General features: G+C 42.3%; 15 protein-coding genes and 1 other annotated feature (1 of these 16 running past the window's edge). Of the genes, 3 read left to right on the top strand and 12 right to left on the bottom strand.

The genetic code is table 11. The features are described 5' to 3' along the window. Window positions 1–68: 68 nt before the first annotated feature. The 5 genes from RL70_RS13515 to RL70_RS13495 all read right to left on the bottom strand — a co-directional run bounded on the left by RL70_RS13515 (window position 69) and on the right by RL70_RS13495 (window position 6,261). Complete coding sequence (locus RL70_RS13515) at window positions 69–2,852, bottom strand: DNA translocase FtsK (RefSeq protein WP_052245976.1); 2,784 nt, start codon at window positions 2,850–2,852, stop codon at window positions 69–71. Window positions 2,853–3,055: 203 nt separating this feature from the next. Next, window positions 3,056–3,661 carry a YtpR family tRNA-binding protein gene (ytpR, locus tag RL70_RS13510; RefSeq protein WP_039043927.1) on the bottom strand — a complete coding sequence of 202 codons (606 nt, stop codon included), beginning with the start codon at window positions 3,659–3,661 and terminating at the stop codon, window positions 3,056–3,058. Next, window positions 3,658–4,476 (bottom strand): DUF1444 domain-containing protein, encoded by an 819-nt coding sequence (locus tag RL70_RS13505; RefSeq protein ID WP_039043926.1) that lies wholly within the window; start codon window positions 4,474–4,476, stop codon window positions 3,658–3,660. Before RL70_RS13505 ends, ytpR begins: the two co-directional genes overlap by 4 nt. A 30-nt stretch (window positions 4,477–4,506) precedes the next feature. After that, a complete protein-coding gene (locus tag RL70_RS13500) occupies window positions 4,507–5,025 on the bottom strand; it encodes a hypothetical protein (protein ID WP_039043925.1) in 519 nt (172 codons plus the stop codon). Between the two features lie 162 nt (window positions 5,026–5,187). Beyond that, window positions 5,188–6,261, bottom strand: coding sequence for a M42 family metallopeptidase (locus RL70_RS13495; RefSeq protein WP_039043924.1), 1,074 nt, complete (start codon window positions 6,259–6,261; stop codon window positions 5,188–5,190). A gap of 173 nt (window positions 6,262–6,434) precedes the next feature. Here RL70_RS13495 and RL70_RS13490 point away from each other — a divergent pair, with 173 nt between their 5' ends. Beyond that, the gene (locus tag RL70_RS13490) at window positions 6,435–6,749 is read left to right on the top strand and encodes a PepSY domain-containing protein (protein WP_039043923.1); all 315 of its coding nucleotides are present in this window, start codon (window positions 6,435–6,437) and stop codon (window positions 6,747–6,749) included. 304 nt (window positions 6,750–7,053) lie between these two features. Here RL70_RS13490 and RL70_RS13485 read toward each other — a convergent pair whose 3' ends face one another. Genes RL70_RS13485 through dat form a run of 4 tightly spaced genes read right to left on the bottom strand, consistent with a single transcriptional unit; the run spans window position 7,054 to window position 10,494 of the window. After that, entirely contained in the window at window positions 7,054–7,899 is an 846-nt protein-coding gene (locus tag RL70_RS13485) for an MBL fold metallo-hydrolase (protein ID WP_039043922.1), read from the bottom strand. 23 nt (window positions 7,900–7,922) lie between these two features. Then, window positions 7,923–8,573, bottom strand: a complete 651-nt coding sequence (trmB, locus tag RL70_RS13480; protein WP_039043921.1) for a tRNA (guanosine(46)-N7)-methyltransferase TrmB — start codon at window positions 8,571–8,573, stop codon at window positions 7,923–7,925. 32 nt (window positions 8,574–8,605) lie between these two features. Continuing rightward, on the bottom strand, window positions 8,606–9,610 hold the full coding sequence (locus tag RL70_RS13475) for a hypothetical protein (protein ID WP_039043920.1): 1,005 nt from the start codon (window positions 9,608–9,610) through the stop codon (window positions 8,606–8,608). A 26-nt stretch (window positions 9,611–9,636) separates the two neighbouring features. Next, window positions 9,637–10,494, bottom strand: a complete 858-nt coding sequence (dat, locus tag RL70_RS13470) for a D-amino-acid transaminase (RefSeq protein ID WP_039043919.1) — start codon at window positions 10,492–10,494, stop codon at window positions 9,637–9,639. A gap of 351 nt (window positions 10,495–10,845) precedes the next feature. On the opposite strand from dat, the gene RL70_RS13465 reads away from it, so the two are divergent. Then, a complete protein-coding gene (locus RL70_RS13465; RefSeq protein WP_039043918.1) occupies window positions 10,846–11,067 on the top strand; it encodes a DeoR family transcriptional regulator in 222 nt (73 codons plus the stop codon). 54 nt (window positions 11,068–11,121) lie between these two features. On the opposite strand, the gene RL70_RS13460 is transcribed toward RL70_RS13465, so the two are convergent. Beyond that, entirely contained in the window at window positions 11,122–11,841 is a 720-nt protein-coding gene (locus RL70_RS13460; RefSeq protein ID WP_039043917.1) for a pseudouridine synthase, read from the bottom strand. Continuing rightward, window positions 11,842–13,461, bottom strand: coding sequence for a polysaccharide biosynthesis protein (locus tag RL70_RS13455; protein ID WP_039043997.1), 1,620 nt, complete (start codon window positions 13,459–13,461; stop codon window positions 11,842–11,844). Between the two features lie 195 nt (window positions 13,462–13,656). On the opposite strand from RL70_RS13455, the gene RL70_RS13450 reads away from it, so the two are divergent. Then, window positions 13,657–14,931 carry an NAD(P)/FAD-dependent oxidoreductase gene (locus tag RL70_RS13450; protein WP_039043916.1) on the top strand — a complete coding sequence of 425 codons (1,275 nt, stop codon included), beginning with the start codon at window positions 13,657–13,659 and terminating at the stop codon, window positions 14,929–14,931. 513 nt (window positions 14,932–15,444) lie between these two features. Here the strand turns inward: RL70_RS13450 and leuS are convergent. Then, complete coding sequence (gene leuS / locus RL70_RS13445; protein ID WP_039043915.1) at window positions 15,445–17,862, bottom strand: leucine--tRNA ligase; 2,418 nt, start codon at window positions 17,860–17,862, stop codon at window positions 15,445–15,447. Window positions 17,863–17,908: 46 nt separating this feature from the next. After that, window positions 17,909–17,956 (bottom strand) — a binding site (T-box leader); it runs 165 nt beyond the window's last position.

The following is a 17,956-nucleotide window of genomic DNA, read 5'->3' as shown; positions in this document are numbered from 1 at the left end:
TCCTGGGACCAACCTGTTCCCTAAAATCTCTCATTGATAATTCATAATGTAAGTTCATATTCTTAATCTTATGCTTCATGATCAGGATTCAGAAATGACTCCAAGTCTGCTTCTGTTAAATAGACATCCCGCGAACGACTTCCTCGTTGTTCTGATATGAAGCCATGTGCTTCCATGCGATCCATAATTTTCGCAGCTCGATTGTATCCAATACTAAAGTGGCGCTGCATAAGTGATGTCGATGCACTTCCCTGTTCAATGATGAATGCACAGGCTTGCGTGAACAACGGATCTGATTCCTCTTCTTCAACAACAGCAGCGAGTAAATCTTCCTGACCGAATAAGTATTCTGGTGAGGCTTCACTTTTAACGTGTTCAATTATGTCTTCAATTTCATCATCCGTTACAAATGTGCCCTGCAAGCGGATGGGTGAAGATTGTCCATTTCCGATATACAGCATATCTCCCCTACCGAGAAGTCGCTCTGCTCCAGCACCATCGAGAATCGTTCGAGAATCGATCTGAGAAGACACAGCAAATGCAATGCGTGTTGGAATATTAGCCTTAATGATGCCAGTAATAACATCGACTGATGGACGCTGCGTTGCAATAATCAGGTGAATACCACATGCTCTTGCTTTTTGAGCAATTCGACTGATCGATACTTCGACATCATTCGGCGCAACCATCATCAGATCCGCAAGCTCATCGATGACAATTAGTAAATACGGCATTTTTTGTGCAAATTGGCGATTCGCTTCTGCCATTTGGTTATATCGTTCAATATTCCGGGCACCTGCATGCGCAAATAGCTCATATCGTCGCTCCATCTCGTCGACTGCCCATTTTAAAGCGGCTGTCGCAGCCTTGACATCAGTGATGACAGGGCTAATAAGATGTGGAATTCCATTGAATGGCGCTAATTCCACCATTTTAGGGTCAATCAACATCATTTTTAGCTCTGTTGGCGAAGCTTTGTACAAAAGACTCACGAGAATCGAGTTAATGCAGACCGATTTCCCTGAACCCGTTGCACCTGCAATCATTCCATGTGGCATTTTACGCAAGTCGATTGTTACCGGTTCACCTGTTAAACTCAATCCAAGTACCGCTTCGAGTGGTGAATCAGAACTCGTGAACTTATCAGTATCAATGACTTCTGAAATTCGGACAGGTCGTGTTGTCCGATTCGGTATTTCAATCCCGATCGAGCTTGTACCAGGGATTGGAGCCTGAATACGGATATCTTCTGCCGCTAGAGCTAATTTCAGATCATCTGTTAAATTACGGACTTTGCTAACTTTAGTTCCAAATCCGACTGTCAACTCAAATCGCGTAACTGTAGGCCCTTGAACCGCTTCTAATATGTCTGCTTCCACAGAAAAATGAGAAAGTGCTTCGACTAGTTTCTCAGATTGTGAAGTTAGCCATTCGGTATCTTCTTGCTGTGCTTCAGCTGGTAGTAAATCTTCAATTGAAGGGAAAACATAATGAGGAAGCACTTCCTGCTCATCCTCTGATCCCTCTGATAACGTTGCTATACTCGTAAGTGGTGCTGATTGAACCGCTTCAACATGCTGACTGTTCTGCCTCATTCCAGGCTGATTCTGAGATTCCGGCTTTGCTGGTTGAATCTCCTTGTTAACAGCAGACAGTTGCTCGTTGTTCACAGGCAATGGCGCAGGTTCTTTGAATGTCGGAGCATTGGAAAGAGCAAGAGAACGTAACTGCTGCTTCTCTTTATCAGTTTTCAACATGACGACATTAAAAGGAACAATTTTTTCATTTTTGCTTCTATCTAGTTCAGGGGTAGTAGTGGATTCCTCAACAAATGGAACACTGTCGTCCCCTTCTTCCGTCTGTTCTACGTATAGTTCTTCAAAAACATCACTTACTGGCTCAGTAAACTCTTCAATATTCTCTTCTACGTACAGTTCTTCAGGTGCTTCATCTACTGGATCTTCCTGCACTGAACTCTCTTGACTAACCTCTTCAAGTTCAGGTTCTAAAACTGCAATCTGTACACTCTCTTGTACTGTTTCTACTTCTAGTTTCTCAGCAGAATACGATTCAGAGTCTGTCTGATCTGTAGACGAAGTCAACGGAATGATTTCTTCCGCCGTAACAAACTCCCGATCCGATTTTACTGATTCTGGCAAAGATGGTTCATGTGGTATATCTATTACTTCGTCAACTTCATTTTCGGACTCAGTGTACTGGTTCGTTTTCAGAGCCCCAATAGATGGTGCCCCAATTTTTCTGCCAGAAGGCAACACTTCTTTCGGCAAGAAGAGATTCGACGGTCGTTCCACTCTAGTAATTGGTTCATTCCCATTATTAGATGTGATCTCATGTTCAATTTTCACACTGGTTCGTTTTTGTTGTGAAAATCCATATACAGGTGAAGGCACTTCCGTTGGTGTAAACGGTTTGTTAGTGCGTTGTTTCACAATTTCCGTTTTACGTTTAACTGTTTTTTCCAATTCAGGTTTTACGGTTCTATTTTTTTCTGTAAGTTCTTTATATTTCGTTCTATTACCTGCTCTATGGATTTCTCCTATAGGTGGTTCTGCAGGCCATCTGTTATTCTTGTATAACGGTATCGATTCAGATGGGGCATCTTTTTCTACTAAAGGTGCTACTTGTTGCTTTATTTGTACAGGTTCATCGGGATCTTCATCCCATCCATAAATTTCAGCATCAGTAATCATAGGAAATCTAAATGCCGGCCGCTGCGGCGGGTTTGGTTCTTGCGGTTGTTCTAGCTCAGGTGATTCTGTGTTCAAGTCTTCAATTGTCTCATCAGATTGCGAGCCGAACATGCGACCCATAGTTTTTTTAATCCAACTCACTCTATCACTCTTTTCATTTCAATCAACCTATTTTAACAGAAAAACAAGGATAAAATCAAATAGTCGTGTGCTATGTGGGAAACAAAACGGTATCATAGGTCACTTCAACTATCTTTTTTTGATAAAAACAACACACAGGCTGATGAATTTTTCATCAAAAAAAACAGAGAACTCAACTAGCTTCTCTGTTAATAATACTATTTTCAGTTTGTAAACGCACTTCCAACTTCTGCATCTGCTGCTAATACAAGAATACCTTTTTCAGCTGGCGCATCCGGTAACGCTAATTCTTTTGCAGAACAAATCATTCCTGAAGATGGCACTCCACGTAGTTCTGCGTCGCGAATGATCAAACCAGATGGCATCACAGCTCCTACTTTTGCAACGACTACTTTTTGGTCACTTTCAACATTCGGTGCTCCACAGACGATTTGTAACGTCTCGTCTCCAACGTTCACCGTACAAATATTGAGCTTGTCCGCATTTGGGTGCTTCTCTTTTGAAACAACGTGCCCTACAACGAATTTCGGACTAAAATCTACATTTAGCTCAAGTGAGACACTGTTCTTTTCAAGTGCTTCTTGAATTTTCGCTACGAGTTCAGGTGTCAATTCTATAGAACCATCCGCATGCTCTCCAACGTATTGAGTTGCGTGAAATACGTTGAATGCTACCGGATTGCCGTCTTGTGAGGATTTAATAAGTGTAATATCACCTTTTGATTCAATTTCTGTTTGCTCAGGACGCTCAGTTGTCAGTTGTACCATCAACACGTCACCGACACCATGTTTGTTAATAAAGACGTTCATTTCTTTTTCTCTCCTTTTTCTGCGACACGATTTTTAGCCATGATGAAAATAGGTTCCAATTCCCCATCGTTATATAGGAACGACAAAGACGTAATCGGTACTGTCCCTACTGTAAAGAAGTGCATCGTCATTTGAGCAAGTACATCATATCCTGTATCATTTTGGATATCTCCAATGATCAATACATCTTGGTGGGGCACAGAGACCGTCATATGACCGTCAATGCGGGAAGCCATGTCCTTTAAAAATGCAGCATTTAAAATACGGCTTGCATCATACCCATCATTTATGTTGAGGAAATAATATTTATTGCCCGCTACTTCATCTACTTTAACACCTGTCGGCAGTTTTCGGGCATTAAATAATGCAGCTTCAGTAATTTCTTTCTCTGTCTTGCCAAGTGACGACAGCATACTTTCGTCAATCAAGCGATAAGTTTTCCCTTGGTCCAAAGCATAGTAGATCGCTGTTTCTGCCGTATGAGGTTTCACAAGGAATGGGCTACCCGCTTTAGATTCTTTCGGGAACGAAGTAGAACGGATCACAGGAAGAATGATGGCATTTTCATTGAATCCTTGTTGCTGTTCAGCCTCCATTGCATTAAATGTTTCTTGAATGGTGTAGACGACTTCTTCAATCGCTGCGTCTGATTTTAGTTCATATTTTGCAAGTATTTCAGGCAGGGAAATGTCCATCCCCCTATGAAGCCCTTTATGATCGAGACGTACTCGATCCGCTTTTTTATCAAACTTCCATTCAAAGTTTTGGGAAGAAAGGCGTTTTTTCAGTTCTTCCACTAGTTGTTCTGATTTCAATGTTTTCACCTCTCCTAAAATGTTACTGTTTTACGAATCTATTTGTACAGATCGAGCGATTTCCATCATACGCTTGATTGCTGCAACAAGATCTTCTTTTTGCACAATGGCAGTCACTTGAACGGGACCAGATCCCGTCACAACTTCAACCGAAGAATCTCCATGAGCGCTAATTGCCGCAAATCCAAATACCCCTGCATCCGAAAAGGTTTGTTGCTGGATGAATTCTTTACTCTTATCCGCCATTAACAACTCATAATACGCATGTGAGTCTTGCTTAGCATTCGGATCATACTGCGCTGTATAGGTTTGACTACCTTTTGAAATCACCATTGAGCGCTCTGCTTTCATCACATCCGCTGTCCAGCCAACCGGCATATAGAATTCTACTCCATCAATAGCTTCTGTAGGTTGTTTACGGTTCAACTCAAATGCATCACGTGCTGATTGCATTGCTTCATCTGTTCTTTCTTCAACAGATCGACCACATCCTGATAGGACAAGCACTAATAGTGCCGCTGTTAAGAAGTAGGTGTATTTCCTGATCACGTCTTCGCCTCCGTTTCAGTACAGTATGTTTAGTTTAGCTGTCAGTACTTATCCGCGCAACCATCAGAACCGCAAGTCACTAGAATACACATTAAAAAACAGTCGGTTACAGATTAATCTCTGTTACCGACTGCTTTTATATCGTTGCATCTCAATTGGAACTTAAACGTTTTGCTTAATTGTTTCAAGAGTTGTTTTGTCACATGTTGTCACTAATTTCACAAGAAGTTCTTTCGCAGCCGCATAATCATCCGTATGAATGATTGATGAGGATGTGTGAATGTAACGGGAACAGATACCGATTATAGCACTTGGTACACCATCGTTTGATATATGGACTTTACCTGCATCCGTTCCACCTTGGGAGACGAAATACTGGTAAGGAATGTTATTGGTTTCCGCCGTATCGAGGATGAATTCACGAAGCCCACGGTGAGTAATCATCGTTCTATCCAAAATACGCAGTAGTGTTCCTTTACCTAGCTGACCGAACTCGGTCTTGCTGCCGGACATATCATTTGCAGGACTAGCGTCAAGTCCGAAGAACAAATCAGGGTTGATCATATTTGCAGCAGTTTGAGCACCACGTAGTCCGACCTCTTCCATTACAGTCGCTCCAGAGAAAAGCTGGTTTGGAAGGTCTACGTCTTTTACTTCCTTCAGCAACTCTAGTGCAAGACCGCAACCATATCGGTTATCCCATGCTTTTGCCATAATCTTTTTTTCGTTTGCCATCGGAGTGAATGGGCAAACTGGCAAAGCCTGTTGACCGGGCCGAATTCCGATGCGCTTAGCATCTTCCAAATCATCAGCACCGATGTCAATCAGCATATTTTTCACGTCCATAGGCTTAGCGCGTTGTTCGTCTGTCAAAAGATGTGGAGGTATGGATCCGATAACGCCTGGAATTACACCTTTATCCGTAATAATTTCCACACGTTGTGCAAGCATGACTTGGTTCCACCAGCCACCTAATGTTTGGAAACGGAGCATTCCATTTTCCGTAATTCCTGAAATCATGAACCCGACTTCATCCATATGTCCAGCTACCATTATTTTAGGGCTATTCTCAGGTCCTTTACGAACACCAAAGATGCCTCCCAAGTTGTCTTGAATCATTTCATCCGAATATTTTTCAAGTTCGCCCCGTAAATATTTTCGTACGGCATGCTCATTTCCGGGTGCACCTGGTAATTCTGTAAGCGTTTTAAACATTGCAAGAGTTTCGTTATTCATAAAAGGATTACCTCCACTTTAAATTATGTACACTACGTATTGTAGAACAATTCAGTCGAAATTACCAATTGTCTAATTCGATACTCGAAAGAATAGAGTGAGTAGTCTCGCTTATTCAAATTGAAAGTGGTATGATACACTTATTAAAACGACTACTAAGGAGTGCTGTCCATATGAAGTTAAAAGAATTTGCTGCCGGAGTTCTTACCGGTGCAGCTGCAGGATTGGTCGTCAAAGAAGCCGTAGATCGTGCAAACTCTGCTGTTCCAGCTGAGCAAGTATTAAAGACTGTAAAAGATGCATTTAAAAAAGAAGGTCCGATTGACGGTTCATGGATTGTGATGAAAACTGAACCGTTTACAAATAACGTGATTTCCATGAACGTCTACAGAGGTGGCGTTTCTCGCATTAAAGATGGTGTGTTGGAACAATATGAATTCGCAGCAGACGCTAAAACAGGTACTGTTGTCGAGCTTGTTAAAAATTAATCACTAAAGTCCTATCCAACAATGAAAAAGGGACTGTCCCACGAGGTCATGTAAAATGACTACTTGGGTCAGTCCCTTTAAATTTGCTTAAAATAAATTAGAGCGTAAACAGTGTTGAATTTCGTTAAAGGCGGACGCTTTCCGAGGGGCTTGATTTCAGCCTCCTCAGACGTTTCGCTTCCTTGCGGGGTCTTCGATCTTCGCTTAGTCGCCACCTTTCACTACAATCAGCGAAGCATGATTTATATCCATGTCAATGCTCTTTCACCGAATCCTGCATCTGTTACGTCCATTCAACCGTCTATCAACGAGTTCTCTCGAGTGACTCAACGATTTTTTTACCAGTCTCGTCGAAACGAACGATTCGGTAAACGGCGTCGTGGTAGAAGAAGAAACGATGGCCTTCTTGGCGAGCTTCTTTCATGAGCTTTTCTTTAGCAAAGATGGAGTCCATTGGGTAGTCATCAAACGCTAGTACCCATAGCGGGTTGCTGTGTGCATGTGTAGGCATGATGTCAGCCATGTGGATCATCGTCTCTCCGTTTTGCTCGAGACGAATAATGCTATGACCATCACTGTGACCGCCCGTGTGAACCATTGTAACACCTTGCATAGGAGAAAACTCTTTCTCGAAAGGCTTCACCTGGTCTTGGATTGGCTCCCAGTTTTCTTTGAAATAAGTATTTCTTGAGCGGATGTTTGGGTTACGCATTTCATCCCATTCAATCTGAGAAACATAAATTTCAGCATTTGGAAAAACAGAAACAAGTTTGTCTCCTTGCCATTCTGTTAAGCCAGCCGCATGATCGTTATGCAAATGCGTCATGAGCACCATGTCGACGTCTTCAACAGTTAAGTTGAGCTCTGAAAGACTCTCTGCAACTCGCGTTTCCGCACGGATTCCCAAGTTACGTTTTTTCTTTTCATCCAACTTCCCTTTGCCAATGCCAGAATCTATTAGCATATTCTTCCCATTAAATTGAAGTAAGATTGGATCAGTTCGCAATTCAATCAAGTTGTTCTCATCAGGTGCATACTTTTTAGCCCACATTGCTTTCGGTACAACGCCAAACATCGTTCCCCCATCTAGATAGTTGACACCGCCGTCCAGCCAAGTAAGTTTCATATCGTGAAATTTGTATGTATCCATTCAAACATCCCCTTTTGTATGAATTATGCTTTGCTCATGAACCTTGCTTCTAGACGATAGATTGGTTGTCCTTTAGCTGAAAACTTCTCTTCATACTCTGTCATGACGTTATCTTCAGGCATTTGCGCATGCAAGTCCAGTGATACATCCAACAAACGCATTCCGTATTCAGACATCGCGACGAGAGAGTACTCGAATAATCCACGGTTATCGGTTTTGAAATGGATTTCTCCATCTTTCGGCATTACTGATTGATACAAACTTAAAAAATCACCATGAGTTAAACGACGCTTAGCATGTCTCGATTTCGGCCAAGGATCCGAGAAATTCAAATAAACACGTGCAACTTCTCCCTTTTCAAAAATATCGGTAAGCTCTTTACCATTTGCGCGAAGTAAACGTAAATTTGCAGGGATTCCTGAATCGACCACTTTTTCAACTGCAGATACGATGATACTATCAAAATGCTCGATTCCGATGTAGTTAATGTCGGGATTTGCAATTGCCATGCCAACAACAAACTGACCTTTCCCAGTACCTACTTCTATATGGACCGGGTTGTCATTTCCGAATATTGTGGACCATTTCCCACTTTTCGTTTCTGGTTCTTTTATGACAATTCCCGCATGCTCATCTAAATAATCTTTCGCCCAAGGTTTATGACGTAATCTCATTGTTCAACAACTCTCTTCTGAATTATTCTTATTTATTCCTGTTCGGTTTCTAATTGTTCGTCTTCTGCTTCAAACAATCGACTCGCTGCAGTAGTTTGACAAAGGTCTAGTAGTACTTGCGCAGCCTTAAACTGCTTAGATTTCATTGGAATACTAGACTTCTTCTCTTTTTCTAACCATTTAGGGTAATCTCTTCGATCAATGATTTGTATGTCATGTGCAACTCCTGGAAAGTCAATGTAGCTCTCTCTGGAAAGTAAGATCTTACGAATTGGAAAGTCCACTTCAGCAGACGTAAACAGACTGGACACAATTTTCCCCATCCGATTTAAGCCAATTGTTGGATTCAGTAATTTGGATTCTTTTTCACCCAGCTTTTTGGTCCAAAATCTTTCTCCACTTCCTACTAATACGGAACCTTCCTCTGCTTGTAGAATTGTCATACAAATACATTCAACGGGTGTCATGAGGACAACTTCCAATTCGACAGGTGCTTTTTTTACTTTCAAAACAGGATAATAGAAAAGTAAATAGCTATCTGGCAAACTCTCTAAAAAATCATGAAGCAGCTTGTCCCTCATGAATTTTCCGTCTATTCGAGATCTTTCTGTCAGCGTGGAACTCGCCCATTTTAACTGAAAGTGAAAAAGCTGATCGATATACAACTTGCGTAACTGTTGGAGCGATCGTGGGTCTTGGATAATATTTGGAGTGAACTGTAACTCTCCCTCTTCTATTGAAGGTTCTGCGCCAATAGTTTCCATTTGCTCTTCTTTTCGAAAAGGAAGGAAGCGAGATAAAGAGGCAAAACGTTTTTTCCCGACTTCCTCTTGAGAACCAATATCCTTCTCTACTTTCTTTTCTAACGTTTCCTCACCCGCAGCAATTTGCCAACTGGCTAAATCGACTCCGTTGTCCCATTGCCGTTTCATCCGTTCCCATTGAGATCTTTTCAAGCGGATGAACTGGTTCGTATAACGAGACAAGTCATGTTCATAACGCGAGACGTAATCGAGCATTTTGACAAGCTGGGCCATCTTTCGACTCACCTGCGCTTTCTAATTCAGTTAATTTCCATTTTTAGTTCGTGGATTGTTTCCTCAAACACTTGCTGTAATCGTTCCGTCACTCTACCTGGTGCACCTTCTCCGACAGAAATCCCGTCAATGGAAACAATCGGTGTGATTTCTGATGTTGTAGAAGTTAGGAAAAGTTCATCCATTTCGTAAAATTGCTCTAGTGTGAAAGGCTCTTCCATGACTCCGATACTATGCTTCGCACACAATTTCAGCACGACTCTACGTGTAATCCCATTTAAGATCAAATTAGTTGCAGGGTGTGTATAAAGGATCCCATCTTTCACACCAAACATATTTGAAGATGAACCTTCCGTAACGATTCCATCCCGAACAAATACTGCTTCTGCGCATCCAGATTCGTATGCTTCTTGCTTCGCCAATACATTTCCTAATAAATTCAAGCTCTTAATGTCACAGCGTAACCAACGGATATCATCTGTTGTTTTAACGGCAACCCCTTCTTTCATCTTAGAAAGCGGGCGTGGATTTTGAATGGCATACGCCGTAATCATGGGCTCGACATCTTCACCAGGGAAGTTATGCATCCGTGGAGCAGCACCACGAGTCGCTTGAATATAGACGTGTCCTTCTACTATACCATTATCAGTAGCTAATTTTTTTGCAATTTCCGTGAACTCCTCAATTGTATAAGGAAGGTCTAGGCGGATTTTTTTTGCACTTTGCAAAAACCGAGTAAAGTGTTCTTGTGCGGTATAAAGCTTTCCATCATATACTTTAACGACTTCATACACACCATCACCGAAATAGTAACCCCGATCATCAATTGATACCTTCGTCGTTTCTTTATCTGCGTATACCCCATTATTAAAGTAAATTGTCATTATTGTGCTCCTCTCAGTTCCAGTTGAATTGTGACTGTTTACATACAGTCTATGTGAGTTCAGTTAATTTGGCGAGCGTTTGTTTGCTGTCAAAACAGTTCTCTCCATTTTCCCACGTTCTTAAAAGAAAATAAAGAACTTTCCACTTGCTGTTGGAATGATAAAATCATAAGCGATTATAGCTTACTTTTTCGAAAATATACGTTATACTGATATTGTCAGAACAAACAGTCTGACTAAAATTTGCTGGAGAGGATGTGCGGGGCAAAGGCGATTTCGAAGAGCTAACGTAACATTTCCACGTCTCAAACCAAGTCGATTGGAAATTGATGATGAAGGAGTGGTTCACAGTTGAATCCTGCTACAGACCGAATGCTGACCCGTATTAAAGATGTCTATTTGTTCATCTATGGTAATGGTACTGTCACCACAGAGAATGTAGTCCAAGAATTTAGCATCACGGCGCGTACCGCACAACGGGATTTAAATGTCCTGGAGTATAATGACCTCATTACGAGTCCGGTTCGTGGCCAATGGACAACGACAGCAAGAAAAGTGAAATTGCCTTCTTAACGCTTATCTAAGGCCGCCCAGCCTCAAAAAAAGGGCTGAATTGCCTCAAGCAATTCAGCCCTTTTTTCGTGGATCTACTTCGTTCAATTCTTGTTGTGTCAGCTCACGATAATGTCCTAACGGAAGTGACTCATCCAGCAACAAATTTCCCATCGACAACCTCTTCAGATAGACCACTTTTTTATCGACCGCTTCAAACATCCGCTTTACTTGATGAAACTTCCCTTCCGTAATCGTCAGTTCAATTTCGGAGACGGAATCAGAAAGGATTATGTTCAAAATTCCTGGTTTCGTATGGAAACCATCTTCAAGCGTGACGCCTTTTGAAAAAGCAAGCGTATCCTCTTCCGTTACTCTTCCATCAATCTTCGCATAGTACGTTTTCGGAATGTCCTTTTTCGGTGACAACAGCTCGTGTGTAAGCTTACCATCATTTGTGATGAGCAGTAGTCCTTCTGTATCTTTATCAAGACGCCCAACAGGAAATGGCTCAAATCTTTGTTCGTTCTCAGAAAGTAAGTCTATTACAGTTTGGTCCCATTTGTCCTCAGTTGCAGAAATAACTCCAGGTGGTTTGTTCATCATGATATAGATGAATTCCTGGTGAATGACGGGCTCACCCAGCACATCCACCGAATCCTTCTCAGGATCCACATGGGCGCCAGGATCTTTCTCAGTCACCCCATTCACGCTTACTGTCCCTTTTCGAACAAGTTGTTTCACATCTTTCCGTGTACCAAATCCATTATTCCCAAGCAATTTATCGAGTCTCATTCATGATCTCCCCATGCCGAATTTCTTTGTAATTCTTGTAATTCGATCGCCAAGTAACTTTTGTGCAAGTCCACTTCTGAAAGATAAGAATCCGTAAACGACCACACCGACTCCACTACAAATCATCAGGTAGAGCAATGCTTGAAGTTTCCCTGTTGGTACATGGATTGCATATAGACCGAATCGCGTCAGTAATACAGCAGCCAGCATAATTACATTGAAGAACAGAATCAAGATCGTACGACGAACGACCAATTTTGATTGGTAATTCAATTCTTTCTTGATAACAAAAATATTCACACCGACAGCGATTGCATATCCGATAATAGTTGCAGCAATGGCACCATTCACTTCAAACATTTTGATAAGTGGTACATTCAAAATGAGTTTGAAAAGCAATCCAAGAAGTGATGTAAAGACAATCCACTTATGCTTATCGATTCCCTGCAAAATGGCAGCGGTTACTGTATACAAACCGAATAGGATTGCTGCAGGTGCATAACTTCTTAGCACATCAGCCCCGATCGCGTTTTGTTGATATAAGATTTGATACGTTTCACTGGATAACGCCATAATGCCTACTACCATAGGAATCGTTAAGAACAACATAATCTGGTAGGTTTGATCGAGCGACCGGGTTATTCCTTTTTGGTCACCCTTTGCATAATACGTCGTCATCACCGGAATCAGCGCCATGGAAAATCCAGTTGCCACCATTACAGGAATCATAACGATTTTGTGAGTCAAGAAATTGAGCATCGTTAAATACATATCCGTCACTTTAGCTAACCCGATAGAAGACATCGTGCCATTAAACGTAATCATATCTACAAATTGGTACAGCGGGTTGATAACACCTACTAATACAAATGGTAAAATATACGTAATGACTTCTTTGTAGATGGTTGAAACAGGAATTTCTCCAGCTGGAGGACTATTTTGAAGTAACCCATTCAATTCGGGTTTATACTTCTTCCAGTAAAGCATTAAAGTAGCCAAACTTGCGAGCGCGCCAATAAATGCAGCGAACACGGCAAATTTAACAGCTGTCTTAGGTGAACCACCAAGCACGTCAACTACGAGATATGCCCCAATTAAGACTACGGCTATTCGGACAATCTGCTCAACCAGTTGAGAGACCGACGTTGGTTCGAACTTCTGGTATCCCTGTAAAAACCCTCGAATCACACTCATTATCGGAACAGCCAATAACGCATAGCTGACCCAACGTATGACAGATGCAATATCTTGGACTGTGAACTGTTGCTCGTCATCTTTAATGACCATATGAGCAATCGGTTCCGCCATAAAGTAAAGTGCTAAAAAGGCTAGAACTCCCGTCAGCGCCATAACGCCAATACTCGACTTCATTAACTTCCTACCTGTAGCGTAGTCCCCTAACGCATTGTACTTGGAGACAAATTTAGAAACCGCAAGTGGAGCACCGGAGATTGCAATAGAGAGTGCAATATTATAGGGAATATATGCGTATTGATAAAGACCCACATTTTTCTCTCCGACGATGCTGTAAAAAGGAATTACATACAACAGCCCGAGTGCTTTCGATAAAAATAGGCCGATCGTTAAAATCGCAGTGCCTTTAACAAGATTAGATGCCATTAATTTATTCCTTCCCATCTTTCAATTACACCTAAGCGCTATTAAGTACAGACTTTTCAAAATCCATCACATTCGCTCTAGGCTTTTTCTAAGTTCAGTCAAACTACTTTACAGTTTACTCCGCAGGAACATATTTCACAATGTTTTATCGCCATTAGTGTTGTATACTGTAGAAAAACTGAAAGTGTGATTTATATGGTAGACGTAATTATTATTGGCGGGGGTCCTTCAGGATTGATGGCTTCAATAGCTGCTGCAGAATCCGGGAACCGCGTGCTCTTGCTCGATAAAGGAAAAAAACTTGGTAATAAGCTAGCCATTTCAGGTGGCGGTCGTTGCAACGTGACAAACCGTCTAACTGTTGAAGAAATTGTAAAACATATCCCCGGCAACGGACGATTTTTATACGGACCGTTTTCGGTATTTAATAACGAAGACATTATTTCATTTTTCGAAGGTCTTGGTGTGGCGTTAAAAGAAGAAGATCACGGTCGCATGTTCCCAGTTTCCAACAAGGCAAAAGACGTGGTCAATGCGTTGCTTAGCGAAATGGCAAGATTGGGCGTTGAAATCAGGACGGAAACGAAAGTGAAAAAGTTGCTCATGAATGAAGACGAAATTCTTGGAGTCCGTTTATTGGATGGTGAAGAAATCCTTGCGAAATCCGTCGTCGTCGCAGTTGGCGGAAAGGCCGTCCCTCATACAGGCAGCACTGGAGACGGCTATCCATGGGCTGAACAAGCGGGACATACCGTGACCACGTTATACCCAACTGAAGTTCCCTTATTATCCAATGAAAAATTCATTGTGGCAAAAGAACTTCAAGGACTCGCGCTTCGCGACGCAGCAGTATCTGTCTTGAACGCGAAAGGGAAAACTCTTGTGACACATCAGATGGACATGCTGTTCACCCATTTCGGACTCAGTGGTCCAGCTATTTTACGATGCAGTCAATACGTCGTGAAAGAGCGTATGAAAAACGGAGATCAGCCAGTTGTCATTAAAATCGATGTCTTGCCTGACGACAATGAAGAACAAGTTTTCCAGCAGCTAACAGCGACGTTGAAAGAAGATCCTAAAAAAGCATTGAAGAATGCATTGAAAGGAATCGCACCTGAGCGTTGGTTATTGTTCTTGTTCGAACAAGCCGACATGGATGCGAACGAACCTGCTAATACGTTCTCTTCCGAAAAGATTCGAAAACTCGCAAACCTGCTGAAGACTTTCCAGATGAAGGTGAACGGCACACAACCGATCGAAAAAGCATTCGTTACAGGCGGCGGTGTATCGGTGAAAGAAATCGAGCCTAAAACGATGGCTTCGCGTAAAAAAGATGGCTTGTATTTCTGCGGTGAGATTCTTGATATCCATGGCTATACAGGTGGTTATAATATCACTTCTGCGCTTGTTACTGGAAGGCTCGCTGGCATGAATGCGAGCTTGCGTGCTACTGAAAAAGTGAACGGCTAATTAGAATGAGACTATCCAAAACGTCATATTCATGACTGCTTTGGATAGTCCTTTTTTCATTTATAGTGGTTTCTTTCAACAAGCTGAGTGCTACCAATTATCTCCTTTAAGCACTTGAATTGTGTATCGATGCCGATTAATTCATCCTTCTTGCCGATCCTTTACACCCAAGTTCCGATTCATGCTTAGATGTTACCGATTCTCCACGCCATAATGCCGATAACACTCCACATCTTTCCGATTCCCTTTCGCCACATCACGCACCCATCTTTAAACAAGCGCAGCGCTACCAATTAATCCCTTTAAGCACTTGAATTGTGTCTCGTTGCCGATTAATTCATCCTTCTTGCCGATTCTTCTCACGAAAGTTCCGATTCAAGATTAGATGTTACCGATTCCCCACGCCATGATGCCGATAACACTCCACATCTTTCCGATTCTCCAAAAACTCACCCCAAAAATCCCACAAAAAAACACGGAAGAGAGATCAGCCCCTCTTCCGTGCCACATTTATTATCCAACCGCTACAATATTAACCAAGCGTCCTGGAATCGCGATGACTTTCTTCAACTCTTTGCCATCAATCCATTTTTGAACTTCTTCATTGGAAAGTGCTGCTTTTTCCAACTCTTCTTTTGTAATGTCTTTATCGACTTCTAACTTCGCACGAACTTTACCGTTAATTTGAACAGCGATTTCCACTGTATCATCTACTAACTTTTCCGCGTCATATGTTGGCCAAGGAACATAAGTGATCGACCCTTCATGACCCAACTTCTCCCAAAGCTCTTCAGCCAAGTGAGGAGTAATCGGTGACATAAGCAATACGAATCCTTTAGCATATTCAGTCGGCACGCGGTCTGCTTTATAGCATTCATTGATGAATACCATTAGCTGGGAAATCGCAGTGTTATTGTGCATGCTCTCGAAGTCTTCTGTAACCTTTTTAACCGTCTGGTTGTACACTTTGTCGAGTGTTCCATCGGATTCTCCACCAATTTTGCTTCCAAGAGTTCCGTCTTCATTGACGAACAAGCGCCAAATGCGATCGAGGAACTTCCGTGAACCATCTAATCCATTGGTAGACCATTCTTTAGAAGCTTCCAATGGCCCCATGAACATTTCATAAATACGCAAAGTATCTGCGCCATGAGAGTGAACGATATCATCCGGATTAATAACGTTGCCTAGTGATTTCGACATTTTCACGTTACCTTCACCTAGAATCATTCCTTGGTTGAACAACTTCTGGAATGGCTCTTTCGTTTTAACAACACCGATATCGTACAACACTTTGTGCCAGAAACGTGCATACAGCAAGTGAAGAACTGCGTGTTCTGCTCCACCTACATAGATATCTACCGGCAACCAACGTTCAGCTAATTCAGGATCAATCAGCATGTCATCATTTTTCGGATCGATATAGCGCAAGTAATACCAGCAGCTGCCTGCCCATTGTGGCATTGTATTCGTTTCGCGACGGCCTTTCATTCCCGTCTTCGGATCGACTACATTGACCCACTCAGTAATATTGGCAAGTGGAGATTCACCAGTTCCGCTTGGACGGATATCGCCCGTTACAGGAAGTTCAAGTGGCAATTCTGATTCGTCAACAGCAGTCATTGTGCCATCTTCCCAGTGGATAATTGGAATTGGCTCGCCCCAATAACGTTGGCGGGAGAACAACCAATCGCGCAAACGATACGTGATTTTCTTCTCGCCTTTTCCTTCTTCAACAAGCCATGCAATCGCCTTTTCAATTGCTTCATCTTTCCCTAGGCCATCTAGGAAACCTGAGTTCACATGAGTGCCTTCACCTGTATAAGCTTCACTCTCGATATCTCCACCAGCAACCACTTCTGTAATCGTCAAGCCGAATTCTTTCGCAAACTCGTAATCGCGCTCATCGTGAGCTGGAACTGCCATAATTGCGCCTGTTCCGTAAGAAACAAGAACATAGTCTGCGATCCAGATTGGCATTTTCTCGCCACTAGCTGGGTTCACTGCATATGCACCTGTGAATACACCTGTTTTCTCTTTCGCAAGGTCTGTGCGCTCGAGATCACTTTTTAACTTCACTTTATCCAAATACGCATCAACTGCGTCTTTTTGCTCGGGAGTCGTGATTTTATCTACCAATTTGTGCTCAGGTGCAAGTACGGCATATGTTGCGCCGAAAATTGTATCTGGACGTGTTGTAAAGACATCGAATGACTGCTCGCTACCATCAACAGCAAACGTCAATTGTGCGCCTTCAGAACGGCCGATCCAGTTACGCTGCATATCTTTCAGGCTTTCTGGCCAATCAAGATCATCCAAATCTTCAAGCAAGCGATCCGCATATTCCGTAATACGAAGCACCCATTGGCGCATCGGACGACGTTCTACAGGATGTCCGCCACGTTCTGATTTACCATCGATTACTTCTTCGTTCGCTAGTACTGTACCAAGTGCAGGACACCAGTTCACTGCCACTTCGTCCATATACGCAAGTCCGCGCTTATACAATTGGATAAAGATCCACTGTGTCCACTTGTAATACTTCGGATCTGTCGTATTCACTTCACGATCCCAGTCATATGAGAATCCAAGCTCATCCATTTGACGCTTGAATGTCGCAATGTTTTTCGCTGTGAATTCAGCAGGATCGTTTCCTGTATCAAGTGCGTATTGCTCAGCTGGAAGACCGAACGCATCCCACCCCATTGGATGCAATACATTGTAACCTTGCTTGCGCTTAAACTGACTCAAAATATCTGTAGCAATATAACCAAGTGGGTGACCGACGTGAAGTCCAGCACCCGACGGATACGGGAACATATCCAATGCGTAAAATTTCGGTTTTGACGGATCATCCGTCATTTTATAAGTTTGGTTTTCTTTCCAATAGTCACGCCATTTTTGTTCGATCTGAAGATGCTTGTAGCTCATAATTCAGTTCCTCCTATTCAAAATAAAAAACTCCCGTCCCCACTAAACAAGGGACGAGAGTGAAGACAGGTTCCCGCGGTACCACCCAAATTGA

Source organism: Sporosarcina sp. ZBG7A, assembly GCF_000813425.1.
GTDB lineage: Bacteria > Bacillota > Bacilli > Bacillales_A > Planococcaceae > Sporosarcina.
This window is presented reverse-complemented; position numbering and strand designations above follow the sequence as displayed.

What these genes read in the sequence shown, in the direction of transcription:
- ytpR (WP_039043927.1), bottom strand. Translation starts at nt 3,661, where the DNA reads ATGAACGTCTTTATTAACAAACATGGTGTCGGTGACGTGTTGATGGTA.
- RL70_RS13495 (WP_039043924.1), bottom strand. Translation starts at nt 6,261, where the DNA reads ATGAATAACGAAACTCTTGCAATGTTTAAAACGCTTACAGAATTACCA.
- RL70_RS13490 (WP_039043923.1), top strand. Translation starts at nt 6,435, where the DNA reads ATGAAGTTAAAAGAATTTGCTGCCGGAGTTCTTACCGGTGCAGCTGCA.
- RL70_RS13485 (WP_039043922.1), bottom strand. Translation starts at nt 7,899, where the DNA reads ATGGATACATACAAATTTCACGATATGAAACTTACTTGGCTGGACGGC.
- trmB (WP_039043921.1), bottom strand. Translation starts at nt 8,573, where the DNA reads ATGAGATTACGTCATAAACCTTGGGCGAAAGATTATTTAGATGAGCAT.
- RL70_RS13475 (WP_039043920.1), bottom strand. Translation starts at nt 9,610, where the DNA reads ATGGCCCAGCTTGTCAAAATGCTCGATTACGTCTCGCGTTATGAACAT.
- dat (WP_039043919.1), bottom strand. Translation starts at nt 10,494, where the DNA reads ATGACAATTTACTTTAATAATGGGGTATACGCAGATAAAGAAACGACG.
- RL70_RS13460 (WP_039043917.1), bottom strand. Translation starts at nt 11,841, where the DNA reads ATGAGACTCGATAAATTGCTTGGGAATAATGGATTTGGTACACGGAAA.
- RL70_RS13455 (WP_039043997.1), bottom strand. Translation starts at nt 13,461, where the DNA reads ATGGCATCTAATCTTGTTAAAGGCACTGCGATTTTAACGATCGGCCTA.
- RL70_RS13450 (WP_039043916.1), top strand. Translation starts at nt 13,657, where the DNA reads ATGGTAGACGTAATTATTATTGGCGGGGGTCCTTCAGGATTGATGGCT.
- leuS (WP_039043915.1), bottom strand. Translation starts at nt 17,862, where the DNA reads ATGAGCTACAAGCATCTTCAGATCGAACAAAAATGGCGTGACTATTGG.